This is a genomic window from Burkholderia sp. Se-20373 (assembly GCF_017104705.1).
Classification (GTDB): domain Bacteria; phylum Pseudomonadota; class Gammaproteobacteria; order Burkholderiales; family Burkholderiaceae; genus Burkholderia.
In genome coordinates this window covers 12,661-39,461 of the sequence record NZ_JAAGPH010000012.1, presented here as the reverse complement: position 1 = coordinate 39,461, position 26,801 = coordinate 12,661, and the positions used below count along the sequence as shown (strand labels likewise).

General features: G+C 59.9%; 24 protein-coding genes. 21 read left to right on the top strand and 3 right to left on the bottom strand.

Translation table 11 applies throughout. The features are described from left to right. Window positions 1-15: 15 nt before the first annotated feature. Together G3N96_RS06835 and G3N96_RS06830 are read right to left on the bottom strand one after the other, a co-directional pair. Window positions 16-606: an NAD(P)H-dependent oxidoreductase gene (locus tag G3N96_RS06835; RefSeq protein WP_124671024.1), complete on the bottom strand. Its 591-nt coding sequence runs from the start codon at window positions 604-606 to the stop codon at window positions 16-18. Window positions 607-666: 60 nt separating this feature from the next. Next, window positions 667-1,851, bottom strand: coding sequence for an MFS transporter (locus G3N96_RS06830; protein ID WP_206136719.1), 1,185 nt, complete (start codon window positions 1,849-1,851; stop codon window positions 667-669). Between the two features lie 96 nt (window positions 1,852-1,947). Here G3N96_RS06830 and G3N96_RS06825 point away from each other — a divergent pair, with 96 nt between their 5' ends. The 3 genes from G3N96_RS06825 (at window position 1,948) to G3N96_RS06815 (ending at window position 4,542) form a co-directional block, all read left to right on the top strand. Next, on the top strand, window positions 1,948-2,760 hold the full coding sequence (locus G3N96_RS06825; RefSeq protein ID WP_124671025.1) for a helix-turn-helix transcriptional regulator: 813 nt from the start codon (window positions 1,948-1,950) through the stop codon (window positions 2,758-2,760). A 334-nt stretch (window positions 2,761-3,094) separates the two neighbouring features. Beyond that, window positions 3,095-4,030 carry an N-acyl homoserine lactonase family protein gene (locus G3N96_RS06820; RefSeq protein WP_206136718.1) on the top strand — a complete coding sequence of 312 codons (936 nt, stop codon included), beginning with the start codon at window positions 3,095-3,097 and terminating at the stop codon, window positions 4,028-4,030. Window positions 4,031-4,107: 77 nt separating this feature from the next. Beyond that, entirely contained in the window at window positions 4,108-4,542 is a 435-nt protein-coding gene (locus G3N96_RS06815; RefSeq protein ID WP_241022521.1) for a RidA family protein, read from the top strand. A 75-nt stretch (window positions 4,543-4,617) separates the two neighbouring features. On the opposite strand, the gene G3N96_RS06810 is transcribed toward G3N96_RS06815, so the two are convergent. Then, entirely contained in the window at window positions 4,618-5,148 is a 531-nt protein-coding gene (locus G3N96_RS06810) for a MarR family transcriptional regulator (protein ID WP_206136717.1), read from the bottom strand. Window positions 5,149-5,902: 754 nt separating this feature from the next. Here G3N96_RS06810 and cnbCb point away from each other — a divergent pair. From cnbCb to G3N96_RS06720, 18 genes are all read left to right on the top strand, one after another. Then, entirely contained in the window at window positions 5,903-6,817 is a 915-nt protein-coding gene (gene cnbCb, locus G3N96_RS06805) for a 2-aminophenol 1,6-dioxygenase subunit beta (RefSeq protein ID WP_206136716.1), read from the top strand. A gap of 51 nt (window positions 6,818-6,868) precedes the next feature. Beyond that, window positions 6,869-7,684 carry a tRNA U-34 5-methylaminomethyl-2-thiouridine biosynthesis protein gene (locus G3N96_RS06800; protein WP_206136715.1) on the top strand — a complete coding sequence of 272 codons (816 nt, stop codon included), beginning with the start codon at window positions 6,869-6,871 and terminating at the stop codon, window positions 7,682-7,684. Between the two features lie 106 nt (window positions 7,685-7,790). Continuing rightward, window positions 7,791-9,266, top strand: a complete 1,476-nt coding sequence (locus tag G3N96_RS06795; RefSeq protein ID WP_124674113.1) for a 2-hydroxymuconic semialdehyde dehydrogenase — start codon at window positions 7,791-7,793, stop codon at window positions 9,264-9,266. Next, the gene (locus G3N96_RS06790) at window positions 9,259-10,044 is read left to right on the top strand and encodes a fumarylacetoacetate hydrolase family protein (protein ID WP_206136714.1); all 786 of its coding nucleotides are present in this window, start codon (window positions 9,259-9,261) and stop codon (window positions 10,042-10,044) included. Before G3N96_RS06795 ends, G3N96_RS06790 begins: the two co-directional genes overlap by 8 nt. 9 nt (window positions 10,045-10,053) lie before the next feature. After that, window positions 10,054-10,824, top strand: a complete 771-nt coding sequence (locus G3N96_RS06785) for a fumarylacetoacetate hydrolase family protein (protein WP_206136713.1) — start codon at window positions 10,054-10,056, stop codon at window positions 10,822-10,824. 5 nt (window positions 10,825-10,829) lie between these two features. Beyond that, entirely contained in the window at window positions 10,830-11,261 is a 432-nt protein-coding gene (locus G3N96_RS06780; protein ID WP_124671032.1) for a RidA family protein, read from the top strand. An 85-nt stretch (window positions 11,262-11,346) separates the two neighbouring features. Further along, window positions 11,347-12,288: an acetaldehyde dehydrogenase (acetylating) gene (locus G3N96_RS06775; RefSeq protein ID WP_185733124.1), complete on the top strand. Its 942-nt coding sequence runs from the start codon at window positions 11,347-11,349 to the stop codon at window positions 12,286-12,288. A 10-nt stretch (window positions 12,289-12,298) separates the two neighbouring features. Further along, on the top strand, window positions 12,299-13,336 hold the full coding sequence (dmpG, locus tag G3N96_RS06770) for a 4-hydroxy-2-oxovalerate aldolase (protein WP_124671033.1): 1,038 nt from the start codon (window positions 12,299-12,301) through the stop codon (window positions 13,334-13,336). A gap of 27 nt (window positions 13,337-13,363) precedes the next feature. After that, window positions 13,364-15,679 carry a molybdopterin-dependent oxidoreductase gene (locus tag G3N96_RS06765; protein ID WP_206136712.1) on the top strand — a complete coding sequence of 772 codons (2,316 nt, stop codon included), beginning with the start codon at window positions 13,364-13,366 and terminating at the stop codon, window positions 15,677-15,679. A 65-nt stretch (window positions 15,680-15,744) separates the two neighbouring features. Further along, window positions 15,745-15,960 (top strand): 4-oxalocrotonate tautomerase, encoded by a 216-nt coding sequence (locus G3N96_RS06760; protein ID WP_124671035.1) that lies wholly within the window; start codon window positions 15,745-15,747, stop codon window positions 15,958-15,960. Window positions 15,961-16,202: 242 nt separating this feature from the next. Next, window positions 16,203-17,279 (top strand): AraC family transcriptional regulator, encoded by a 1,077-nt coding sequence (locus G3N96_RS06755; protein ID WP_206136711.1) that lies wholly within the window; start codon window positions 16,203-16,205, stop codon window positions 17,277-17,279. Between the two features lie 57 nt (window positions 17,280-17,336). Next, window positions 17,337-18,203, top strand: coding sequence for an arylamine N-acetyltransferase (locus tag G3N96_RS06750; protein WP_206136710.1), 867 nt, complete (start codon window positions 17,337-17,339; stop codon window positions 18,201-18,203). A 298-nt stretch (window positions 18,204-18,501) separates the two neighbouring features. After that, window positions 18,502-18,906: a heme-binding protein gene (locus G3N96_RS06745; protein ID WP_124671038.1), complete on the top strand. Its 405-nt coding sequence runs from the start codon at window positions 18,502-18,504 to the stop codon at window positions 18,904-18,906. A 119-nt stretch (window positions 18,907-19,025) separates the two neighbouring features. Further along, complete coding sequence (locus tag G3N96_RS06740) at window positions 19,026-19,640, top strand: NAD(P)H-dependent oxidoreductase (RefSeq protein ID WP_124671039.1); 615 nt, start codon at window positions 19,026-19,028, stop codon at window positions 19,638-19,640. Window positions 19,641-20,012: 372 nt separating this feature from the next. After that, window positions 20,013-21,449, top strand: coding sequence for a cytosine permease (locus G3N96_RS06735; protein ID WP_124671040.1), 1,437 nt, complete (start codon window positions 20,013-20,015; stop codon window positions 21,447-21,449). A 191-nt stretch (window positions 21,450-21,640) separates the two neighbouring features. Next, window positions 21,641-22,420, top strand: coding sequence for a cyclase family protein (locus G3N96_RS06730; protein ID WP_124671041.1), 780 nt, complete (start codon window positions 21,641-21,643; stop codon window positions 22,418-22,420). 485 nt (window positions 22,421-22,905) lie between these two features. After that, complete coding sequence (locus G3N96_RS06725) at window positions 22,906-24,009, top strand: porin (RefSeq protein WP_241022518.1); 1,104 nt, start codon at window positions 22,906-22,908, stop codon at window positions 24,007-24,009. 464 nt (window positions 24,010-24,473) lie between these two features. Continuing rightward, entirely contained in the window at window positions 24,474-26,738 is a 2,265-nt protein-coding gene (locus G3N96_RS06720; protein ID WP_206136709.1) for a glycoside hydrolase family 3 C-terminal domain-containing protein, read from the top strand. Window positions 26,739-26,801: the final 63 nt, after the last annotated feature.

The following is a 26,801-nucleotide window of genomic DNA, read 5'->3' as shown; positions in this document are numbered from 1 at the left end:
CCTGCGGCCTTCCGCTCAAACTCCGGGGCGGAAATGTTCGTCCAGATGCGCAGCGAACCGATCGAGATCGGCTTCGATCTGAGGGTTCTTCTCTACGTCGTTGGCGATGAATGACGGAATGGGCTCGAGTCCCAAAAACTGGTTTGCCTTGTGGAACGGCAGATAGACAGCTTCCACACCGACACCTTCAAAGAATTGGTCGGGATCGTTGAACGCTTCGAGAGGCGCGTTCCACGTGAGGGAGAGCATGTATCGTTTGCCATGCAGCAACCCGCCCGAGCCGTACTTCCTTGCAGGGTCGCTGCGGGTCCTGCCATCGCTTGCATACAGCACGCCGTAACCCGTGGTAAACACCTCGTCCAAGTATTTCTTGATAGTCCAGGGCGCCCCCATCCACCACGCAGGCATCTGGTAGATGATCACGTCGCTCTGGGCTATCTTTTGAACTTCCTGTTCGATGTCATATCCGTCATCCACAACGATGGTGCTCACGGAGTGGCCGAGGCCGACGAGATGCTCGGTGGCGACCCGCGCGAACTTGTGGTTGAGCGAGCCGTTGGAGGGCGGAAAGCGCTTGGCGCCGTTGATGATCAGTATTTTGCTCACGATGTTCGTTTGTGATTTTGGGGGGATGTCGCTCGTCGTTACGAGCTTGTTTGCGGGAAGTCAGGCCTCGACGTGTACTTTCCTGCCTGCGAGCAGGCCGGCCCATGCCCCGAGGAGCGCGACGCCTGCTGCCATGAGTAGCGCAACCGACCAGCCTCGTTGCCAGTCGTGGATTGCACCCACGACCATCGGGCCAGCCGCCGCCATCAGATAACCGATGCATTGCGCCATGCCGGAAAGCGCCCCCGCCACCTCGGCGGAGCGGGTGCGCAGGCCGACGAAGGTCAGGCCGAGAATCATGCTTGCCCCACTTCCGAAGCCCAGCAGCGCAGCCCAAACCACAGCCAGGCCCGGCAAGTAGATCAGCCCGAGCAGCGACGCGGCCGATATCAAGCTGACCGATGCAGCCGCTGGCCGCTGATCCGGCATGCGTCGAATGACAGGTGCGAGAATCAGTCCAGGGATGGCTGTCGCGAGTTGCAGGACGCCGTGCATGGAGCCGGCCTGGGCAGGCGGCAAGCCCTGGTCGATCAGGATGGTGGGAAGCCAGCTGACGGCTATGTAGAAGATCATGGCGTTGAAGCCCATGAACAGGGTCACCTGCCACGCGAGGGGCGACCGCCAGACGTTCGTTGGTTGCGCCAATCGAGCGCTCCGAGCCGCAGCCTCATTCTGATGCGCATGACGCCGAGGAGCCCACACGGCCAACGCGATGCCGGGCAGCAGAATGAAAGCGGCAAGCGCGGTTTGCCATCCATACGCCTGCGTCAGAGGGGTGACCAGTGCTGATCCGAGCGCGCCGCTGGCGCCCATTGTCAGCGCGTAAGCGCCTGTGAGCGAGGCAACGCTGCCCGCGAAGTCGCGCTTGATCAGGCTGGGCAGCAGCACGTTACCGAAAGCAATGCCGACACCGATCACCGCTGTGCCGAAATACAGCAGCCACACCGTGCCGGAGGAGCGCAGCACAATACCCAGCGCAACGAGTGCCAGTGCTCCGACGATGGTCCGCTCGAGTCCCACCTTACGGGCTATCGCCGAACTGACCGGCGAAAAGGCAGCGAACGCGAGCAACGGCAGCGACGAGAGTGCACCGACTGCCGCCGTGCTCAGGTTGAAGTCTCTCTGAATAAAGGCAAGCACGGGGGCCAGCCCGGTAAATGGAGCCCGGAGATTCACCGCGAGAAGCAGGATGCCGGCAATCAGAGCGAGGTCCGAAGGCGCCCGGCGGATTGTTGAAAAAGTCACGAAGAAAGCGATTCCTTGATAGGGAGCCTCCGACTTTACGGATTCCGCGCACGAACTAATATAGAAGAAGTGACCAATGATCTCTAAAATATGACAATGCCATCCAAGATGCGAGTCACCTCTCCTGAGCAGTTCAACTCAGACGATTTCAAGCAGCCCGCAGTCGCGATACGGGTGCACTTGGAAAGCGAACAATCCGAGCATCCTCAACACAGCCATCGCAAGGGACAGCTGATCCTGATGATCCAGGGCTGGGCGACTTGCGAAGTCCCACAGGCACTGTGGTTCGTGCCGCCTCAGCACGCGGTCTGGATCCCTGGGGGAATACCCCACAGCAGTCGTGCATCGCCCGATGCTCAGCTCTACTTCCTCTTCATCGAGCCAGGCGCTGTCCGGATGCCGGGTCACTGCTGCACGCTGGCCATTACACCGCTGTTGCGTGAACTGATTCGCCACCTGGCCCGCGGAGAACCGGCTTACCAGCGTGGAAGCAAAACTGAAAAAGTGGTGGCCGTGTTGCTGGACCAACTGGCAGAGGCGCCTGTCCAGCAATTGCATCTGCCGATTTCGCAAGCGCCGGCCATCAGACGCATGCTCGAAACCCTCTCCGCGGACCCGTCTGACCGCACAACGCTTTCCCAGTGGGCTGCCCGCCTTGCCATGAGCGACAGAACCCTGGCCCGGTTCGTGGTTCGCGAGACGGGCCTGACGTTCGGACGCTGGCGCCAGCAGCTGCATCTCATCGTCGCCCTTCGGCAACTGGCCGACGGGACGTCAGTCCAGCAGGTGGCGGGCCTTCTGGGCTACGACTCGGTCACCGCGTTTATCACCATGTTCAAAAAGGCGCTGGGCAAGTCGCCAACCCAGTATTTCGCCAGTCTGCGCAACCGCGACCCTGAAGCCCCGTAGGTATCCCCGCTCTGCATCCAACGAATGGGCGGGTTTTCACTTACACGCGGGCATTTTTGTATTCCTTGACAGCTGTTCGGCGGCGCAACTAAGATCGGTTCACATAAAGTACGTGTACGTATTTTGTGCCGACGCAGTTGCCGGCCGATGATGGACGGACCCGAGCGTCTTGACGTCCCCGCGACCCATACGGATCCGTAAGGTATTGGAGTGCTACGCCTGATCTGTGAGCGGTTCTCGTCGGGCGATAGGGTTCCGTGCGGTGCTTCGTCCACTAGCCAGTTTAATTCGGTATGCGAAATTTCACATGCATCATTCATGTCAGGAGACTCACGTGAGCGCCCCATCCATCATTGGCTCCCAACCTATGCGAGACACGGATTACTCGATCTGGGCGCTCGCATATTGCCAGGCTGATATGCCGCAGGACTTTTTCGGCGGCGCTGGCATCTATAGCAACGCCGGCACCATCCGAATCCCCATGATCTACACATTGCTGGTGGGGGGCGAGGTCGGTGGCAAGCAGCATGTTGCGCTCGTCGACTGCGGATTTCGCAACGATCATTGGTTGACGCGCTACCCGTTCTCCAGTTGGGAAGAGCCGCGAGACGTATTGGGACGCATCGGTTTTGCGCCGGAGGACGTGGATACGATCCTGGTGACGCACATGCACTTCGACCACATGGGAAACTTCGAAGCCTTCCCGAACGCAAAGCTGTATGTGCAGCTCGACGAGTATTTGGGCTGGTCACAGGCGGTATGTGCGGTCCATCAGCACGAAACCGAAGAAGAGAAGGCGTGGGTGTTCTCTTCGTTCGATCCGATGGATCTGATCCGTGCGGCGCAGGGCGTTTCGGAAGGTCGAATCAAGTTCATCCGCGGTGACGAAGAGGTATTGCCGGGCATCACGGCCCGCCTCGCCAAGGACAGTCATACGTTCGGCTCGCAGTGGTTCGAAGTGAACACACGTAACGGCCCGTTTGTCGCTGCCGGTGACATTGTTTACTGGTACTCGAATATCGACCGCATGTGGCCGCCCGGCTATCACCAGGGCAACGCGTTCAATCAGATTCACGTATACCGTCAGATGCGCGAACTACTCAAGCAGAAGACGGAACGAGTCATTCCCGGTCACGATCCGGAAGTCTGGAATCGCCACTCGTCCTGGGAAGCACCCCCTAACGGGAATCAGATTGCCGAGGTCAATCTGAAAGAAGGTGATACGTCGCGGCGCCCCGATGTAACCGGGTCGAAGATCATCACTATCTGAGCTCGGTGCGTTTCGCGGACGGGGCGCGGCACTCGGAACGCGTCCGTTTGCCGGTGCCGCTGTCGCTGCCGCGGCACATGACCGAATCCAACATGCAAACTCTCAGGGCAACCATGCATCGCGAAATTGTTTTGTCGAACGTTCTGCCAACGCCACGTTTTCGCTATAGCCCCGTCGTGCGGGTCGGCCCCTTTGTTTTCGTCTCGGGGCTCGTTGGACTGGACCCATTGACCGGTAGCCTTGCCGACGGTGGCGCATACGGGCAGACGGCGCAAATCCTCCGAAACCTGACGCGGCTATGCGATGAACAGAGCTGGGCCCTATCGGACCTCGTCGTGGCGCGAGTGTTTTGTGCGGATACGGAAGAGGTCGCTGCGGTGAATAAGGCGTGGGAGGAAGCGTTCGAGTATATCGAGCCGCCCGCCAGAACGTTTGTAACTGTCAGCGGATTGCCGCTCGGGGCCGCGGTGGAGATCGAATTTCAGCTCTTGTCGGAGGAGCGGCGGAACTGAACGCCGGCGTCGTGAGAGATGCATCGGGAGCACGCCCGGCGTGCCCTGATTTCCGATGCGTGCAAGGACTGTCGGTTACAAACCCGCTTCGTGTTCCGAGTCGACGATCAGTTTCAGGCACTTCACAAAAAGCGGCCGGTATTCTTCCGGTAGTTTATCAAGCAGTATTTTCTCGACTCCGGCGTCTCGCGGCAGCACACGGTTCAGCGTCTCGATGCCGTTTTTGGCGATGTGCAGGCGATAAGCTCGCTGATCGTCTTCCGAAGGACTCCGTGCGAGCATCTCGTTCGCGCAGAGCCTTTTCACCATCTCCGCGATCGTGTTTCGGTCCATATGCAACTGGTCGGCCAACTCGCTTTGCTTCAGACCAGGGTGTTGAGCGACCACTACGAGGGCGGCCTTTTGCCTCGGCGTCAACGATTCCGATGCGAATTCGCGGCTGAATATGTCTTCTGCAATGAAGTGCGCTCGCCTCAGCAGGTGAGAGGCGACGTCTTCCAGCCGGAAGTGCTCCAGAGCATGTTGCGCTTCCTTTGACAGGCCGATCGAGCTGGAACCCACCGACTTGTTCTTTGCGGGTTTGTCATTCTTCTTGGGTGAAGGCATAGGAGAGAAGACGGTCCAATGAGAAAGAGGTCGTTCGGGTAATCGAGTTCCAGATGTGAGACGGGGTGAAAGGAACGCGAATACGGTGAAAGGAAACAGTTGCCATTATCGACGGTTCGGCTGCGCGGTTCAACTGCACGGGACCGTGATCGGGAGCCGGCGCACAACTGTCGACCGTGCATGGGAGGAACTCCTTCCGCTGCGCGCGGTTCGATGGCAGCGGTGCCGCTCATCGACACGTCAGAGGTCCCCTGGCGTACAAGGCTACGTTCATAAATTACGTGCACGTATTATATTGGATCGGTGAGATGTCGCGGTGGTTCGTCGTGGTGCAGCGAAAGCGGCGATGATGTCCATTGCCTCGTCGTGAGCCCAGAACGGCTCGTGCGGTGCGCGAAATGCCCGTTAAAAGTGCAGGAATCGTCCTGTTTGTATTGGCGATTCCATCATTCTCGGACAGGCTGGATCGATGTGCGCTTGGCAGGGTTTGTACCTACGTCGCATGCAAATTTGAACCCTTGACACCAGGGTGACGCGGCTCCTATTATCGAACCAACAAAGTACGTATACGTACATTAATTATCCGAGGGCAAGGCGGCAGCGGAGAAGGTGCAAGACGGGTAAGCGGTTTTCAAACCATAAACCGGTCATGGACGAGCGTCCGATTCGAAGGATGACGTCAACGAAAGAAGCCAAAGGGCGGCGGCCGTGATCAACATGAACGTTCCACTTCCAGAAAGGTAGGAGAGAAAGTATGGCCACCGGAGAAATTGTCAGCGGTTTGTTGGCCCCCCATCCTCCGCACATGCTCTATGCGGAGAACCCTCCTCAGAACGAACCCAAATCGTCAGGCGGCTGGGAGCAGCTGCGCTGGGCATACGAGCGGGCGCGCAAGAGTCTGGACGAGCTGAAGCCGGACGTATTGCTGGTTCACTCGCCGCACTGGATCACATCGGTGGGGCACCATTTTCTCGGCGTCGAGCGCCTGTCGGGACGATCGGTCGATCCGATCTTTCCGAACCTGTTCCGCTTCGAATATTCGCTGAACGTCGACGTCGAACTGGCCGAGGCATGTTGCGAAGAGGGCCGAAAGCTGGGCCTCGAAACGAAGATGATGCGCAATCCGCGCTTCCGTGTGGACTACGGAACCATCACCACGCTCCACATGATCCGCCCCCAATGGGACATTCCGGTGGTCGGTATCTCGGCAAACAACACGCCTTATTACCTCAGCATGAAGGAAGGCTTGGCCGAGATGGATTTGCTGGGGCAGGCGACGCGTGAAGCGATCATCAAGTCGGGCAAGCGCGCGGTCCTGCTGGCGTCCAATACGCTGTCGCACTGGCATTTTCACCAAGAGCCGGTTCCGCCGGAAGACATGAGCCAGGAGCATCCGTTCAGCCACGCCGGCTATCAATGGGACATGCGCATGATCGATTTGATGCGTCGTGGGGAAATGAAGGAAGTGTTCCGCCTGCTGCCGCAATTCATCGATGAGGCGTTCGCTGAAGTCAAGTCCGGGGCGTTTACCTGGATGCATGCGGCGATGCAATACCCGGAACTGGCTGCGGAGTTGCATGGTTACGGCACCGTTATCGGCACGGGCAATGCCGTGATGGAGTGGAACCTCGTCAAGGCCGGTCTTGCGCACGAAGCTACGTTGTCCTGATGGCAGGCGCAAAAACGAGCTTCCCTGGTCCCTTTCTAGAGTGTGAACATCATGTCTATTGTTTCCGCGTTCATTGTTCCCGGTAGTCCTCTGCCCGAGCTTCGTTCCGACGTGCCGGGATGGCACCAATTCAAGCAGGCCATGCAACAGGCCGGCACCGCATTGAAAGCGTCCAAACCCGATGTCGTGCTGGTGTACTCGACACAATGGTTTGCCGTGCTCGACGAAATCTGGCTGACCCGGCGGCGCAGCCAGGACGTACACGTCGACGAGAATTGGCACGAGTTCGGCGATTTGGAGTACGACCTGTATAGCGACGTGGATCTCGCGATGCTGTGCATTCAGTCGTGCCAGAACCAGGGTATCAACGCGCGCGGCGCGGATTACCAGAATTTCCCGATCGACACGGGCACGATCGTCGCCAGCAGTGGCTTGGGGATCGGAGGAGAGGATCTGCCGCTGGTGGTGGCGTCCAACAATCTCTACGACAACGGCGAGGCGACGGCGAAGCTGGCGTCCATCGCGGTGTCCAGTGCGCAGCAGCAGGGGAAGAAGGTCGCCGTCGTTGGTGTGGGAGGACTGTCCGGAAGCGTTTTCACGAAGGACATCGATCCCAGTACCGATCACATCGTCAAGCCGGAGGAAGACGAGTGGAACCGACGGATGCTGGCGTTGTTTGAAGCAGGAGATTCCGACTCGATTCGCGAGCTGTTCCCCGCCTACGCGAAAGGTGCGCGTGTCGACATGGGTGGCAAGCACTTCAGTTGGGTGCTCGGGGCGCTCGGCGGCAGTTTCGCGGGCGCCAAGGTTCATCACTACGGCCCGCTGTATGGGAGCGGTGCTGCGGTCATTGAATTCCGGATCTGATGCCGGGGCCGAACGGGGCTACCCGTTCGGCCCCGTCCGAACCGGAAGCTAAATAGTTCGACATGCGCGGCGAAAGCCGCGAGTCGGCGTAATAAAGGTAAAACGGATGAAGCACTATCGAAATTTTGTAGATGGCCGATGGGTCGAAAGCACGCGTACATTCGAGGATATCAGCCCTGTCGACGGTTCTCTGGTTGCGATAGTCCATGAGGCGAGCCGGGATCTGGTGGATCAGGCGGTCAAGGCCGGGCACCGCGCAGTCGCGGGCGAGTGGGGGCGCACCGGAACGACGGAGCGGGTCGCCATGCTGCGCCGTATTGCCGACGAGATGGAGCGCCGTCAGGACGATTTCCTTGCCGCCGAGATGGCGGATACCGGCAAGCCCCTTGCGATGGCGTCGAGCATCGATATCCCGCGGGGCATCGCAAACTTCCGCGCATTCGCCGATATGCTCGCCACCGCGCCGCTCGACAGCCATCGGCTGGATCTCGCCGATGGCGGATACGCGCTCAACTACGCTGCGCGTAAGCCATTGGGCGTCGTGGGCGTGATTTCCCCATGGAACTTGCCGCTGCTGTTGCTGACCTGGAAGGTCGCGCCGGCGCTGGCATGCGGTAACGCCGTGGTGGTGAAGCCTTCCGAGGAAACGCCGGGCAGCGCGACGTTGCTCGCCGAGGTCATGGAAGCCGCCGGCGTACCGCCCGGCGTGTTCAACCTGGTCCACGGGTTTGGGCCGGACTCCGCCGGCGAATTCATCTCGCGTCATGCGGACATCAGCGCCATCACGTTTACCGGGGAATCGCGCACGGGTACGACGATCATGCGCGCGGCGGCAGAGGGGGTGAAGCCGGTCTCGTTCGAACTTGGCGGCAAGAATGCGGCGATCATTTTCGCCGACTGCGATTTCGACAAGATGCTCGACGGCATGATGCGTGCGCTATTCCTCAATAGCGGCCAGGTGTGCCTGTGTTCGGAACGCGTCTACGTGGAGCGGCCGCTCTTCGATCGATTCTGCACGGCGTTGGTCGAGCGGATCAAGGCGATGAAGATCGACTGGCCCAACGACCCGAGTACGCACATGGGGCCGCTCATTTCGGCAAAACATCGCGACAAGGTGATGAGCTACTTCGGCCTGGCGCGCGACGAAGGCGCAACCTTCCTGACCGGCGGAAAAGCGCCGCGTTTCGGCGATGAGCGTGACGGCGGCGCGTGGGTGGAGCCGACGGTGATCACCGGCCTGCCGGACGATGCGCGATCGGTGCGCGAGGAAATTTTCGGACCGATCTGCCACGTTGCGCCGTTCGACAGCGAGCGCGAAGTGATCGCCCGCGCCAACGATACGCGGTACGGCCTGGCCGCGACGATCTGGACGTCGAACCTGAGCCGTGCGCATCGCGTGAGCGAGTCGATGCGCGTGGGTATCAGCTGGGTCAATACCTGGTTCCTGCGCGACCTGCGCACACCGTTTGGCGGTGCGGGCCTGTCCGGTATCGGACGCGAGGGCGGGATGCATTCGCTCAATTTCTATTCGGAGCTGACCAACGTCTGCGTGCGTGTTGACGAGGAGAGCGAGCATGTCTGAACGAGTTCAACACGTGGCCGACCTGCTCGACCGGGCGGCCAGAACGGGGCAGCCGATTGCGCCGGTGCGTGAGCATTTCACCGGGGGCATCGCGGAGGCGTATGCGGCACAAGACCTGAATACGCAGCGTCAGGTACGCGAAGGGCGCCGGGTGACCGGTCGCAAGATCGGACTGACTTCGCTCGCCGTGCAGAAGCAACTTGGCGTGGATCAGCCCGACTTCGGAACGCTGTTCGACTCGATGTCGGTCAACGACAACGAGGAAATGGCCTGGTCTCGGCTGATGCAGCCGAAGTGCGAGGCCGAGGTGGCGCTGGTGCTCGAGCGCGACCTCGACGGCGAACACATCGTCCTGACCGATCTCCTGGCGGCGACTGCTTACGTGCTGCCGGCCATCGAAGTGGTCGGCAGCCGCATCGCGAACTGGGACATCAATATTCTCGACACCATTGCGGACAATGCATCCGCGGGCCTCTACGTGCTGGGGCAACGTCCGGTCAAGCTTGCCGAACTGGACCTGCGGCTGGCCGGCATGATCATGGAGCGCAAGGGAGACGCCGTGTCGCTCGGCGTGGGTGCCGCGTGTCTCGGTCACCCGCTGAATGCGGCGCTGTGGCTTGCGCGGACCCTCGTCGACATGGGGACGCCGCTGCGCGCCGGCGACGTGGTCCTGACCGGCGCCCTCGGGCCGCTGGTCACGGTTTCCCCCGGTGACGTCATCGAGGCGCGCATCCAGGGCCTCGGTAGCGTACGTGCGCGCTTTGCCGAGGCCGGTTGAGGAGATTTCATGAAAATTCAACGTATCGCCAAGCGTCTCGATGATGCTGCAGTGAGTGGACAAGCCACGCCGCAATTGACCGGCGACGATGCCTTGACGCTTGAAGAAGCCTATGCCGTACAGCGGGCGCTGACAGGCCATCGACTGGCGCGTGGAGCGAATCAGGTCGGCATGAAAATGGGGTTCACGAGCCGGGCCAAGATGGCGCAGATGGGCGTCTCCGATCTGATCTGGGGGCGGCTCACATCCGACATGTGGGTCGAGGAAGGCGGCAGCATCGCACTGTCGGACTACGTTCATCCGCGAGTCGAGCCGGAGGTGTGCTTTCTGCTCGGCAAGCGCCTCGAAGGCAAGGTCACGCCGCTGCAGGCCCTCGCCGCGGTAGAGGCGGTTGCGCCCGCGCTCGAAGTGATCGACTCGCGCTACCGCGACTTCAAGTTCTCCCTGCCCGATGTCGTGGCCGACAACGCTTCGTCGTCCGGCTTCGTAGTGGGGCAGTGGCATGAGCGGGATACCGATGTGAGCAACCTGGGGCTGGTGATGTCCTTCGATGGTCGCCCCGTGGAAATGGGGACTACCGCTGCCATCCTCGGCGCGCCGATTCGCGGATTGGTCGCTGCCGCGCGCCTGGCGGCGCAGCAAGGCGAGGCGCTCGAAGCAGGAAGTCTCATTCTGGCAGGGGCGGCAACTGCTGCAGTCGCGTTGCGGCCCGGCGTGGCGGTGAGCTGCGAGTTTCAGAACCTGGGCAAGGTGGTGTTCAACGTCCGGCGCGAGGAGTGAACGGTATGACAGAGACAGTCCAAAAGCGCGCGGCGGTCGTGGAGGGCAAAGCCCGGCCGCTCGGGGCGTATCCGCACATCAAGCGCGCAGGGGATTTCCTGTTCGTATCGGGCACGAGTTCCCGGCGCGCCGACAACACCATTGCTGGCGCGGAACTCGATTCGTCGGGCAGAGCACGACCGGATATCGAGGTACAGACGCGAGAGGTCATTCAGAACATTCGCGACATCCTCCGCAGCGCCGGCGCCGACCTGAAGGATGTGGTCGAGGCGTGCAGCTATCTGGTCAACATGAACGACTTCCCGCTGTACAACCAGGTCTACTCGGAATTCTTCGATGTGGAAGGGCCGACGCGCACGACCGTGGCCGTGCATCAGCTGCCGCATCCTCATCTCGTCATCGAAATGAAGGTCGTGGCATACAAGCCAATCAGTTGAAGTGAAGGGGGGACTCCACGACGTTCGCGGCGGCCGGCATGGCGCCGCGTCCGTGGTACTTCCCACAAGCGAAAGGAAGAATATCGTGTCAGCGAATCGCGTTCTAGCGGCGATCATCGGGTCGGGCAACATCGGCACCGACTTGATGATCAAGATCCTGCGTCATGGCAAGTCCCTGAAAATGGGCGCCATGGTCGGCATCGATCCACAATCGGACGGTCTTGCGCGCGCGGCGCGTCTCGACGTACCGGTGACGGCCGGAGGCATCGACGGCCTCCTCGCGATGCCCAATTTCGGCGACATCCGCATCGTGTTCGATGCTACGTCGGCAGGTGCGCACAAGCGTCACAACGAACTGCTTCAGGCAAAGGGCGTTCAGGTGATCGACCTCACGCCGGCCGCGATCGGGCCGTACGTAATTCCGGCGATCAATATCGACGAGCATCTCGATTCGCCGAACATCAACATGGTGACGTGCGGCGGGCAGGCCACCATTCCGATGGTGAAGGCGGTCTCGCGGGTGGCGAAGGTGCATTACGGCGAAATCATTGCATCGATCTCGAGCAAGTCGGCCGGCCCCGGCACGCGGGCGAACATCGACGAGTTCACCGAGACCACGTCGAAGGCGATCGAGGTGATCGGCGGCGCCGCGCGCGGCAAGGCCATCATCATCCTCAACCCGGCCGAGCCGCCGCTCATCATGCGCGACACCGTGTTCACGCTATCGGAAATGGCGGACACGAAGGCCATCGAGAAAAGCATCGCCGAGATGGTGGAGTCCGTCCAGGGCTATGTGCCCGGATACCGGCTGAAGCAGCGTGTGCAGTTCGAGGAAATCTCCGCGGCGAACCCGTTGAACGTGCCGGGCCTCGGAAAGTTGTCGGGCTTGAAGACCACGGTCTTTCTGGAAGTCGAAGGCGCTGCGCACTACCTTCCTGCTTATGCGGGCAATCTCGACATCATGACCTCCGCCGCGCTTGCGTGTGCCGAGCGTTTCGCGCAGACGCGCCTGGTAGAAGCCACCTGAGGACCGCATCATGAGCAAGAAGCTTTACATTTCCGACGTCACGCTGCGCGATGGCAGCCATGCCGTGCGTCATCGATACAGCATCAAGAACGTTCGCGAGATCGCGCAGGCGCTGGATGATGCGCGGGTGGACAGTCTGGAAGTCGCCCACGGCGACGGCTTGTCGGGTTCCAGTTTCAACTACGGCTTTGGGGCGCACACCGACGTCGAGTGGATCGAAGCCGTGGCAGATACGGTCAAGCACGCGAAGGTCGCGACGTTGCTGATTCCCGGTGTCGGAACCGTGCACGACTTGCGCAACGCCTATGATGCCGGCGCTCGGGTGGTACGCGTCGCCACGCACTGCACCGAAGCCGACGTCTCGAAGCAGCACATCGAATATGCCCGCAATCTGGGGATGGACGCGGTGGGGTTCCTGATGATGAGCCACATGAACACACCGCAAAAGCTCGCGGAGCAGGCGAAGCTCATGGAGAGCTATGGCGCTTCGTGTGTGTATGTGGTCGATTCGGGCGGCGCCCTGAGCATGAACGACGTACGCGATCGCTTCCGCGCGTTCAAGGATGTCCTGAAACCGGAAACGCAAACCGGCATCCATGCCCACCACAATCTCAGCCTGGGCGTCGCAAACTCCATCGTTGCCGTGGAGGAAGGGTGCGATCGTATCGATGCCAGCCTGGCGGGAATGGGCGCCGGTGCAGGTAATGCACCACTGGAGGTATTCATCGCCGCAGCGGAACGTCTGGGCTGGAACCACGGTTGCGATCTGTACAAGCTCATGGACGCCGCGGACGATATCGTCCGTCCGTTGCAGGACCGGCCGGTGCGCGTCGATCGCGAAACGCTCGCGTTGGGCTATGCCGGCGTGTACTCGAGCTTTCTGCGCCACGCGGAAGCTGCCGCAGCCCGCTACGATCTGAAGACGGTGGACATTCTCGTCGAGCTCGGGCGCCGCAAGATGGTCGGCGGCCAGGAAGACATGATCGTCGACGTCGCGCTCGATCTTCAGAATGCGCAATCCAATTCAGCGATCACGGCAATTCGCTGACCCAGTCTTACTCTCGGAAGTCGGAAAATGAGCGATTCGAAGCGGATTCAGACTGCGTCGCACTGGGGCGTCTATGACGTTCACCTGAAGGACGGTGAAATCTCGGGCGTGACTGCGTTCAACGAGGATCCGGGCCCACCTGCACTGATCCAGGCACTGCCGCAGATGGTGCGCAGCCCGCTGCGCATCGATCAGCCATACGTTCGCGCCGGGTATTTGAAGAGCCGGGAGGCGTCTCGAGCGGGGCGCGGCGCGGAACCGTTCGTTCCGGTCACGTGGGACGTCGCGATGGATCTGGTCGAAGACGGGCTGCGCAGAGTCAAGTCCGAGTTCGGTAACGAAGCGATATACGGCGGCTCCTACGGTTGGGCCAGCGCAGGGCGGCTGCACCATTCCCCCAGCGTTCTGAAGCGATTCCTGGGCCTGTTCGGCGGCTACGTCGACAAACGGGGCAATCACAGCTTCGGCGCGGCGATGCACATCGCGCCGTATGTGATCGGCTCGTCCGACGTCACGTCGATGGCGGTCCCGTGGGTGCATATTGCCGAACATGCGGAACTTGTCGTGATGTTCGGCGGCGCCCACGTCAAGAACATGCAGATCGACGCAGGAGGCGCCGCGGTCCATGAGGCCGAGCAGTGGATCGCACGCATAGCGCAAGCGAACGTCGAGTTCATCAACATCAGCCCGGCCCGCGACAACGTGTCCGAACTGCTGAAGGCCGACTGGCTTCCAATCGTTCCGAACACCGATACGGCGATGATGCTGGGGCTTGCGCATGTGCTGGTGAGCGAGAACCTGCATGACAAGCGATTCCTCGATGTCTACTGCGAGGGATTCGAGCCGTTCAGGCGTTATCTGCTTGGGGAAACCGACGGCGTGCCGAAAGATGCGGCATGGGCCTCGCGCATCTGCGGCGTGGCTGCCGACACCATCCGCGATCTTGCTCGCAGGATGGCGGCGCACAAGACGCTGATTGCGACAGCCTGGTCGGTCCAGCGCGCCGATCACGGCGAGCAGCCGGTATGGATGACGATCGCGCTGGCCAGTCTGCTCGGGCAGATCGGCGAGCCGGGTTGCGGGTTCAGCTTCGGTATCGGCGCCGTTGCGGGGATTGCAGTCCGCCGGCCTCGGGATATTCCGCGTCCGACGTTTCCTCTTGGCCCCAATCCCGTACGCGCGTACGTTCCGGTTGGACGCGTGGCGGACATGCTGCTCAATCCGGGGTCCGAGCTCGAATACGACGGGGCGACGATCCGAATGCCCGATATCAAGCTGATCTATTCGGTTGGCGGCAACCCGTTCCATCACAACACGAATCTCAACCGGTTCGTGCAAGCCTGGCGCCGGCCGGACTTCGTGGTCGTGCATGAACCGTGGTGGAACCCGCCGGCCAGATACGCCGACGTCGTGTTGCCGGCGACGACGACCATGGAGCGCAACGACATCCTTGCGACGGAATTGCAGCGTCACTGGATCGCGATGCATCAGGTGATTCCCCCCGTGGCACAGTCGCGCAACGACTTCGATGTATTTGCGGAGCTGTCGGAGCGGATGGGCTTCGGGAGCGCTTATACCGAAGGACGCAACGAGATGGAGTGGCTGCGCCACATGTATGCACAAGCTCGTGAACGCGCGATCGGTCTGGGCTATGCGCCGCCGGATTTCGATTCGTTCTGGGAGCGAGGGTCGTATGAGTTCCCGTCCTGCGACGAGTATCTGGAGCCGGCGCTATTGGCGGATTTCCGCGCCGATCCCGCGGCACATCGTCTCAAGACGCCTTCCGGCAAGATCGAACTCTTTTCGCAACGAATAGCGGAATATGGGTATGAAGATTGCCCTCCGCATCCGACATGGCTGGAACCGGCCGAATGGCTCGGAGGCGAAAAGGCAGCGAGATTTCCGCTGCATTTGCTATCGAATCAGCCCGCCGGCAAGCTCCACAGCCAGCTCGATCCCAGCCCGGTCAGTGTTCAGTTCAAGCGCAACGGCAGAGAGGTGCTGAGTCTTTCTCCGCGAGACGCGGCCGAGCGGGGTATCGAAGACGGCGATATCGTCCGCGTCCATAACGATCGGGGAGCATTTCTCGCATCGGCGCGGGTGAGCGGCGATTTGATGAGCGGCGTCGTTCAGATTGCGACAGGGGCATGGTTCGACCCTGAAGACGCCAGCGCCGATTGCTCTCTCGAGAAGCACGGAAACCCCAACGTAGTGACGCTCGACAAGGGCACATCCCGGTTGGGACAAGGATCGGTCGCACAAACGGTGCTGATCGAGGTCGAGAAGTTCGCGCAGCCGCCGCGCGTCACTGCGTTCGACCTTCCCGTGTTTTCCTCGGAGTAAGCGCCGGAACGTCGTTCCGGCTGCCGTGCAGGCAAATCGAAAACCATCGAATCAAGGAGAGGGCTGTGCCTTTGATACAGGTCATGCTCATCGACGGCCGGACTACGGCAGAGAAAACAGCGTTGATCGCCGGTTTGACTGAAGCAGCCGTTACCGCGCTGGATGCACCGAGAGAGTCGGTGCGGGTCATCCTGCAAGAGGTGCCGGCCGCACACTGGGGCGTGGGCGGTGTACCGAAGTCTTCAGTCGCCGCCGCTTCGCAGCCAGGGAAGGACGCATAGCGTCGACCTGATTCCAAAGCGTATGCGGAACGGCGCTTCGAGGGTTTCCGATAGTCTTGACACTCAAATTTTCGGTGATTAAATTCAAAGAAAAATACGACGTACACGTACTTAATGGGACGTACCCATGCATGCGTTGATGTGGTTGTGACGGTCGGGAACCGCATTCTCTGAGCTACATCCGGACCGGGCAGTCTCTGGAAGCGGTGCTCTCCGTCCGTCTCCGGGAAGCTGAGGATGTCATGAACACTTATCCGAGTTTGTACAACGGCACGCGGGACGCCTTCGAGCATTTTGGCGTTCACTTCGAAGGCAGGATGAATCGAGAAAGCGTGATCGACCTGGTAGGGCAAGCAATCAAGCCGCACGAGATGTCGGTTGCCGGAGGCCGCGGCGAGATCGACGCGGCGCTGCGCTCGCTCAAGATCGGCAGTTTGCGCGTCTTCTATCTGCAGTACGGAGCGGAAGTCCAGATTGACTGTGACGAGCTGGAAAGTTTCACGCTGGTTCAGATGCCAGTGCGCGGCACCTCGCTCTACTCGGTCGGAAAGCAGCTGGTGTCGGGCAGTCCCGATGTTGCTGCCATCCTGTCGCCACAAGAGGCGATACGGCTGCAATTTTCGGCCGAGTTGGAACAAATCGTCGTCCGTATAGAACAGAAGGCGCTGGAGCGCGCGTGCATGGAGCATATCGAATTGCTTCCCAGGCAAGGTTTGCGCTTTCAACCGAAATTGTGCCTTTTCGGGCCAGCCGGCCAGGCGTGGCTGGCTACGCTCTCTTATATTCTTCAGGTAAGTGCGGCGTGTCCCGACTTGCTCGCGCGCCCCGCCTATTGCGAACGCTGGGAACGTTTGCTGATCGATACGCTGTTGCTTGCGCAGCCGAGCAACTGGTCGGAAAACCTGAATGACATGTGCGACCGGAGGACAGTCAGGCCGGCCTACGTCAAGCGCGCCGAGGACTATATGCGGGCGCATCTGGCTGAGGCGACCTCCGTGGAGCAGATTGCCCGTACCGTCGGAGTGAGTCCGAGGGCGCTCTTTTATGCGTTCCGCCAGACGCACGGTCAGTCGCCGATGTCGTTTTTGCGTGACCTGCGTCTGAAGGCCGTTCACGCCGAACTCACCGCAGGCGATCCGTCGACGACTCGTCTGACGGAAGTGGCGTTGCGTTGGGGCTTCGAGCATTACGGTCACTTCACGTCGCACTATCGCCGTCGATTCGGTGTACGCCCGCAGGATACGCTGAAGGACGCGGGTCGCTTTGAGCCGGCGGGGCACAATGGTCGAATCGAACAGATCGAGGCTTTCGCAGGCTAACGAAAGCATGCTTGCGACGCATACGAGAACGAGTTTTCAAGTGACATGGAGCAAGCAATGACCGAACCGCACGAGGCCCTCGATCTTGCCGGATACTTCGAGCGTATCGGCTATCAGTCGGCCGAGCCGCCGGCGGGACCTACCCTCGATACGTTGTGTTTACTGCACCGGTTGCATCCCGAGGCCATCCCTTTCGAAAATCTCGACGTATTGCTCGGCCGACCGGTGCGAATCGACCTCGCGTCGATCCAACGAAAGCTGGTGCAAGCCGGTCGCGGTGGTTACTGTTTCGAGCACAATCTGCTTTTTCGACGCGTGCTCGGACACCTGGGTTATACAGTACGAAGCTACGCGGCGCGCGTGCTCTGGGGTCATGACGCGTCACTCGGCATGCCGCCGCGTACGCACATGTTTTTGCTTGTCGAGATAGATGGGGAGCGCTATCTGGCCGATGTCGGCTTCGGCGGGATGACGCTGTCCGCCCCGCTCTTGCTGCAGACGAATCTCGAACAGGCGACACCGCACGGCGTATTCAGGATTCAGGATTCTCCCTTCGAGGCCGGCGTCGATCGTGCAGGCTTGCCGGCCTTCGTGCTGCAGGTCCAGGTCGAGGATCAGTGGAAGCCGGTGTACCGCTTCGATTTCGACCCGCAGTACCCGGTCGACTACGAAATGTCGAATTACTTCGTGTCGACATATCCGAACTCGCTGTTCGTGAGCAACCTGCTTGGCGCGCGCCTTGCACCGGGCAGGCGTATCGGGCTTTTCAACCGCACGCTGCATATCCACGATCAGCAAACCGGAACGCACAAGCGGGAGTTGTCGGATGTCCGGGAACTGCGCAGCGTCCTTCGCGGTGAACTGGGCATCACTTTCCCCGAGGAGTCCGCCGGACTCGACGCAGCGCTCGCACGCCTTCCGTGAATGGGTTGTAACGCGACACGCCATCTCGTCCAGCGCGGTCGCGCCCCGAGGGCGTTGTGCGCCCCTCTGGCGAGGTAGCCCCGTCAATACCCAGCCAATTGTTGCTGGTGACGCGGGCTACCGAATCTTTCTTTCGCTCACGGGATTTATGTTGCCGAAACCGGATGGCGGCGCGATTTGTGTCGCCGGACGATAGGCTCAAGCGGGTCCCGTGTTCGATGTCATTTTCACGCCTATCCACCCCATACCGTTCCACGGCGTAGTGTCGAGGCGCTGAAACAACTGGAGAGAAACGAAGGTGCAAAGAAAGTCTGTTTTGACCGTTGCAGAAGTTGAACGAATCATGGATGCGGCACGTGCAGAGGCCGAATTGAACCAATGGCCGGTAGCGATCGCCGTGGTCGATGATGGCGGTCATCTGCTTGGTTTGCTTCGGCTCGACGATTGCGCGCCGATCGCCGCCGAAATGGCGATTGGCAAAGCGCGTACGTCGGCGCTCGGGCGCCGCGAGTCGCGGATGTACGAGGAAATGATCAACGCCGGCAGAACGGCATTTGTCAGTGCGCCTCTCGTCGCGACGCTGGAGGGTGGAGTTCCGGTCGTTGTCGACGGGCAGGTGGTGGGAGCCATTGGCGTCTCGGGTGTCAAGCCTGGCGAAGACGCCCGGATTGCGAAGGCAGGGGCGAATACGCTCGCCCGTTGATGCAGGTCGTCGGTATCACCAGCGGTACTGGCTGCCACCGAACAGGCGAAGCGCGCGGCGTGTATCGCCTTCAATCGCGGTCAGCCTGAACGCCGTTTTGATTCAGCACGGATTGACTGATGAACGCTACAAATTTGCTTCTGCTTGATTGCAGCCCGCGGAACGACAACTCGACAAGCCGGTACTTCACCGAGCATTTGTTGCCTACGTTGATGGCCCGCACCGGACGAAACATTCGGGTGACACGGCGCAAGATCGGCACCGAGCCGCTGCCGCCTCTTACAGCCGAATATGCCGAATCCCTGCTTTTACCTGCCGCGGAGGCAAGAGAGCGGTATGGCGCGGCGCTTGCTGTTTCCGATCAACTGATTCAGGAACTCGACGCAGCGGACGTACTGTGGATCTCGACCCCGGTGCATAACTTCACGGTGCCAGCCGCACTCAAGACCTGGATCGACCTTGTCGTTCGCCGCGACGTAACGTTCGTGGCAACGGAAAAAGGCAAGGTGGGTTTGTTGCGCGATCGCCCCACGTATATCGCGGTTACGTCCGGCGGCGCGATGTTCCACGAGCCGCCTCGCCAACCGGATTTCTTTCGCCCTTACCTGACCACCGTGTTGGGCGTGATTGGTATCAAAGACATTACCTTCGTGCATGCGACCGGCCTCGCTTTTGTTGAAGAGCCGCTTACCGTGCTCGAAGAAAAAGCAGCGCAATGGACTATCCGCGGGTGAAGACGCCATGATCGCGCCGACGCGAGATGACTACCTTGTCGACAATGCTGTTTGTGGACGGCGCCGGGTAACGCTCTGCGATTGAGCGGTGGGGCATATTGTGTGCACAACGCTCGATGTTGTGAATAGGAATGCGAAGGATTTGATTTTTAAGCGGAATCAACTTCGACCAAGTTGAGCGACGGAGGCAGCCAATATGAGCATGATGGGATTGCCGTTTAACGTCGTTTGATCCGAATTGTGGTTTCCCCTATAGACAGTATTAAATCGGCCGACTACTTTTCATATAGTACGTATACGTACATATATGTTGGGTGTGACCTTCGAGCCACCGGGCCAGCGAGTGACTAGCAGTATCAACAGGAGCGAGAGATGAAGGAAGAAAGTTTGAGCGTGAAGATGGAGGACCACGCACTGGAGCCCGTGCCGGACGATGCTCGGCAAGGATGGTTGTCTTTGACCTGGAGTACGGCTGGCATCGTCGTATCCCTCGTTCAACTATTTTTTGGCGCGTTGGTTACGTTCGTAGCCGGTATCAAGATCGGCTTGCTCGCCGGTGTTCTTGTGACCATTGTCGGTGCGCTGCTTGGCTGGGCGTGCGGCCACGTCGCATATCGATCGGGCCTTTCCAGCACCGTCATGTCCCGTTACTTCGGGTTCGGTCGCAGAGGGTCGATCGTCTCTTCGCTGATTTTTGCGTTCATGATCATCGGATTTCTGGCGCTCGAGAATGCGCTGTTGTACGAGGGATTCATCTTCTACCTGGGGATCGCGGATACGCTCACTGCCAGAATCGTCATTTATGGCTTGATGACGATCCTCTGGGTGTTCCTCACGGCATATGGATTCAAGCTCGTTGCTCGGGTCTCGTCGATCGCTCTGATTCTGTCACTGATCGTGCTGGCCTACATCATGGAAGTGGTCATTTCCAGTAGTCCGCACTCTGCAGCCGACCTGTTCTCGTTCGGATCGCAATTTCCGGTCGACACGCTCAAGGCCATGGGTGCAGGCAGCGACATGCAAAAGTTCATCTTCGCGGTGAACGTCTTGATCGGATCCGCGGGCGCGCTTGCGTTGGTTGATGCCGATCTGGGTCGATATGCTCGCCGGTCGCGAGACATTGGAATCGCTGCGTTGCTGGGCAATCTGTCAATGGATGTGCTGATGCTCGTACTCGGCGGTGTGATCATGTACGCGGGTATCCCTTCACTCGTGGATTTCTACATGCATACGGCCGGTATGACAAGGGAGGCCGCGATGCACGCGTCGCTGCAAAGCCCGGACAGCATTACCGCCGCATTCGTGGTCTTCGGTGGTGTGATGGGGGCTTTGCTGATGGTCCTTGCACAGGGCAAGACGCAGGTGCTGAACACGTACAGTGCGTCCTTGTCGCTTTCCAATCTTTTCGATGTACTAAATTTCAGGCCAGGTCGACTGACGTTCGTGGTTCTTGCCAACATCATTGGATTGCTGATGCTCTATGGGAAAATTCTTGCGCTGGTCAATTCCTGGATCACGATCCTCGGGGTGCTGACGACGGCGTTTGCGGGCATTGTCGTCGCTGATTTTTTCATCGTCAGGCGTGTCTCGAAGGAAGAGCTGGATTTGAGGGCACCGGCGGAGAACGTCAATTGGGCAGGGGTCGTCACACTGATCGTCGCGGTGATCACCTCGCACTATCTGCTCGCACAGATCATTCCCGTGGAAGCCATCACGACCGTTGCGATTTGCATCGTGGTTTATCCCGCATTGCGCCTGACGGTCCTCAAGCCGAACCGGGTGAGTCGACCAGCAGCGGCGATGCTCTGACCGGGATCGTTCGCGAAGCGATATCGCGGCAGCGCATTGCAGTTGACGCGGCCAGCGCGTTTTATGCTCGACGAGGCCATGAGCCGGCGCGCGGCATTGCGCTGCTCGATGAGGCGTTGGGCGCACCATCGACGGCTACGTCGGAACTGATTTTCAAGTCGTAACAAAGAGAGAGTGAAGGAGTACTACGTATGAGCAAAATCCTGCAGCAGTTTTCAGAAGCGATCGCACAGGGTACGATCGAGGTCATCGACTTGAGCCATACCCTGCAGGCGCGCACGCCGATCATCGGGCTGCCGCCGCAATACGGTCAGACGGCTCCGTTCCGCCTGGATGAGATCTCGAACTTCGACGAGCGCGGGCCGAACTGGTATTGGAACAACTTCTCGTGCGGCGAACACACCGGTACGCACTTCGATGCGCCGGTGCACTGGATCACGGGCAAGGACTACCCGGACGGTGCGACGGACACCATCTCGGTGCAGAAATTCATCGCGCCGGCGTGTGTGATCGATGTCTCGGACCGGGTGAAGGAAAATGAGGATTTCCTGTTGACCGTTGCCGATGTCGAGGCATGGGAGAAGGTCCACGGACGAATTCCTGCCGGTGCATGGGTGCTGATGCGCACGGGCTGGTCGTCGCGCAATTTGACCGAGGGCTTCTTGAATACGCGGGAGGACGGTGGCCATTCGCCTGGGCCGGCGGAGGATCTGCCGGAATTTTTGGCCAAGGAGCGCGATGTAATCGGTTTTGGTACGGAACCCGTCGGCACCGACGCCGGGCAGGCCTACGCGTTTGCGAAGCCGTTCCCGTGTCACCATACGATGCACGGCAGCAACAAGTTCGGCCTGTCTAGCCTGGCGAACCTGGACCGTTTGCCGCCCACCGGATCGATGCTGATTACGCCACCGCTGAAGATCAAGCGCGGTTCGGGTAGCCCGTGCCGGGTGCTCGCGCTGGTGGCGCGTTAAGCACTTAGCTGGTTTGTGGGGGGGGGGCACGGTTGGGTCGGTGCCCCCGAATTCTTTGCCGTGCATCTACTCCTCGCTCCTGGGATATCAATCCCGGACTCGCAGTCCTCGTGCGCTATCGCCCCCTCGGCGTCGATTTCCGGTACGAAGTGGAACCGTCGCCGAAACCAGACATGCACGCGCTCCATCTCGTATCGTAAGTTCGTGATCTCGAGTCAGACGACATTCCGACGTCAAGCATCCCCGATATCTCTCATACCGCGATCACGCTGCGTCGTCCGGCGCCCCAATTGCAGTGACAAGAAAATTCAGTTCGACGGCAATGATGTAGGTGTACTCATCTTCGTCATTCGGATTAATCGTGCAGAAATTGGATGGCTGGACGACTTTTGGACTTTGATGATCGAGTCGTGCCCGGTCATAGACGACAGACCATCGGGTGCAGCTATCGAAGTTCAATCTTGATCGGCGAGAGGAGAGCAGGGATGAAGGGGGAGGCAATCAAGTGCAGGACGGCTGCGTTGACTGTTGCGGTTGCAGCATCGTTCGGATGCGTGTCGATCGCTGCACATGCGCAAAGCAGCGTCGAAATATACGGGGTGCTGGATACAGGCCTCGATTACGTCAGCAACGTCGGAGGGAACAGGCAGTTCTCTTTCGGTAGTGGTGTGATGGCGCCGAACTTGTTCGGATTTCGCGGCAAGGAAGACCTGGGCGGAGGGTTGGCGGCAACGTTCGTGATCGAAGGGCAATTCAACGAGGGCACGGGCGCATCGATCGGAAACACGTTCGGTCGACTGACTTATTTGGCACTGGCAGACGAAAAATGGGGCCGCGTAACGCTGGGTAATCAGTACGACTTCATGTTCACGTCGCTGGCGATTCGGCGTTACGGCCCAGCGTTCCCAGTCATTACCCTTCAGAACCTCCGGCAAGGACCCTTCAACGCGTTGAACGTTCCCAACCTGCCGGCCGGCGGCTTCGATTTTGACCGCGTCTCCGGTCAACGTCTCGCCAATGCGATCAAGTACGAGAGCCCGGATATCAAGGGATTCAGCTTTGGAGCCATGTACGGGTTCGGCGGCGTTGCGGGCGCATTCTCGCAAAATAGCTCGCAGAGCTTCGGTATCGACTATGGCAATAGTCTGTTCAATCTTGACGCTGCCTACACGTATGTCCGTTACCCGACCATGAACAACGGGAATTCTGGCATCCGGACCTTTGGCCTCGGTGGCGGTGTGTTTGTCGGGCCGGCCTATGTGGACCTTCTCTATACAAATACGAGAAATACGGCAACTGGCGGAGCCGTGAATGTGTACGAGGTCGGTGGCATGTATCCCGTCAACCCGTTCCTGCGTATCGAAGTGGCTTATCAGTTCATGGACGGAAACGCGGTACTTAATGGAAACAAGGCGCAGCAGGTCAATACGACGTTCGATTATTCCCTATCCAAGCGAACGGACATATACGCGACTGCTGCGTTCCAGCGCACGTCAGGCAACGGCGCGCAAGCGCAAATCACATTGTTCGGTCCTTCGTCCGGACGGAACCAACTGGCGCTGCGGGTCGGCATGCGACACATTTTCTGATCCTGTTGCCTGCGTTGACGGAGACGTCTCGGCTTGTTTCGAGGATATCCAAGCGAGCAGAGGGCGACGGGGCTGAAGTTCGTGCTCTCTGCGCAGGATCTCGAACATCCATAGACAGCTCGTCAACGCGTCGCACAGCGTCATCGAGCCGTGCTTGGAGCGGATCGGTGGCACGTGTTTTCCGGCGTGCTTCCATGCCGGCAAGTGCTTCATCACCCTCGGCGAGGGTCACACCGACTTCGCGCGACACGGTGTCAACGGGTTTGCCGCGCGGCAGGCGAAGGGCCTCGCACGCTTGTCACCAGTCGACCCGCATTTGACACCGCCCGCACCAGGGACGCTTCCAGTCGTGCTACGCGCGCCTTCTGGCACCTCTGCGCAATCGCATTCGTACCAGCTTTCATTTCACGGCTATCTAGTCTCATTTGATTCGTGATGTTAAAAATTTACTAGTCGAGGACAGAATGAAGAAGAAGCATTTACCGGGTCTCGTTGCAACCCTGGTCTTGTGCGGCGCCGCTGCAGTGATCGTGTCGGCATGTGGTGGAGATGACATCGTCGGGCCCAGCGATCCCGACTCTGTTGCTGACGCGCGTGCTGCTGCGCTCGTCGCTCAGATGACGACGGACGAGAAGATTCAACTGGTGCACGGCACGGGCGATCCATTTGCGAGCTTTGGCGGACCGTTTCCGCCGGGGATCAATGGCGCTGGGTACATCCCCGGTATCCCGCGACTCGGAATTCCGGCATTCGCAATGGCCGATTCGACCGGCGGCGTCAACGTGCGCGATGCCGGCGCAACTGCACTGCCTGCGCCAATTGCTCTGGCCGCGAGCTGGGATACCGACCTCGCAGACGAGTACGGCGCGCGCATTGCGACGGAACTCCGCACGCTCGGCTATGCAGAGGGCCTCGGTGGCGGTGTCAACCTGGCGCGCGAGCCGCGCGGAGGCCGCACATTCGAGTACATGGGCGAAGATCCGGTTCTGAGCGGTACGATGAGCGCGGCACGAACCACGGGGACGCAGTCGCGCAACGTTATCGCGACGATCAAGCACTTTGCGATGAACGGCCAGGAGACGAACAGGACGACGAGCAACTCGATCGTCGACGAACGGACAATGCGTGAAACGGAATTGCTTGCGTTCGAAATCGGAGTCAAGCAAGGTCGGCCCGGGAATGTCATGTGCGGATACAACCTGGTGAACGGTACCTATTCGTGCGAGAACGCGTATTTGTTGACCGATGTGCTGAAGAACGAATGGCGATTCGAGGGCGTCGTACAGTCGGATTGGGCCGGAAACCACAGCACGGTCGCGGCCGCACTCGCGGGTCTCGACGAAGAAGAGCCGGGCGATATTGGCGATCGTCCCACCGGCATCCCGGGCTTTACGCTAACTCCGTACTTCAGTTCCGCGTTGAAAGCCGCGGTGACCGCAGGCACGGTGCCTATGACGCGCTTGAACGATATGGTTCATCGAAAATTGCGCACGATGATCCGATACGGGGTTTTCGACTCGCCGCCGACGCCAGGCGGCACGATTGATCAGGCTGCAGGCAATGCGCTTGCCTTGCGGGTTGCACAGCAATCCGCGGTGTTGCTGAAAAACGCCGCGCCGTCCGGTTCCGTTCAGCCGGTACTTCCTCTTGCCTCGAACAGTCTGTCCTCAATCGTGCTAATCGGTGGGCATGCGGATGTCGGTGTGATGTCGGGTGGCGGCTCCGGTACCGTTCCTCCGGTCGACGGCAATGCAGTCACCACTTGCAAGCCCGCCAATGCATTCGACAGCAGCTGTGCAAACTGGTACAAGTCGGCACCGCTCGCGACGATCCGGCAGAAAGCGCCTAACGCGCAAGTTACATACTTTGATGGCACGGATGCAAACGCGGCAGCCGATGCCGCCGCACAGGCGGATGTCGCGATCGTGTTCGCGACCCAATTCGAGCACGAAGACACCGACTTGCCGAACCTCAGTTTGCCGAACAAGGCGGCAGACCCAGCTAACCAAAGCTACGATCAGAATGCGCTGATCACGGCCGTCGCGGCAAAGGCGAAACGCGTGGTAGTGGTTCTCGAAAACGGGAGCCCTGTCGTGATGCCGTGGCTTGCCGAAGTGCATGGCGTGCTGGAAACCTGGTACCCGGGCGTGCAAGGTGGGCAAGCGATTGCCGATCTGCTGTTCGGCGATGTCAATCCGTCAGGCAAGTTGCCGATCACATTCCCGATGCAGGAGTCCGACCTGCCGCAGCCGACGATTTCCGCAACGAATCTGAACGTCGACTATAGCGAAGGCCTGCTGATTGGATACCGCTGGTACGACGCGAAGCAAATCCGTCCGCTGTTTCCGTTCGGGTTTGGCTTGTCCTACACGACGTTTGCCTATTCCGCATTGAGCGCGAAGGTAGACGGCGTCGGCAAGGTGACCGTTACGTTCTCTGTTCTGAACAGCGGCGCTCGTGGCGGATCTGAAACCGCGCAGGTCTATGCAGTGTTACCCGCCGGGCTTGGTGAGCCGCCTCAGCGACTTGTCGGCTGGCAGAAAGTTTCGCTCCAACCCGGGCAGTCACGGCAAGTGAGCATTACCGTGCCGTCTCAATTGTTGTCGACTTGGGACGCGTCGAAGCATGCGTGGAAGTTGAATAGCGGGACCTATCGCATGATCGCCGGTTCATCGTCGCGTGACACCAATGCGTTGAGTACAGCAGTGACCGTGACAGGTCAGTTGTGACACGATCGGCTCTCGTCGTGGCAGCTATTGAAACCACTTCGCTTCAGGGAAGATGAACGAAGC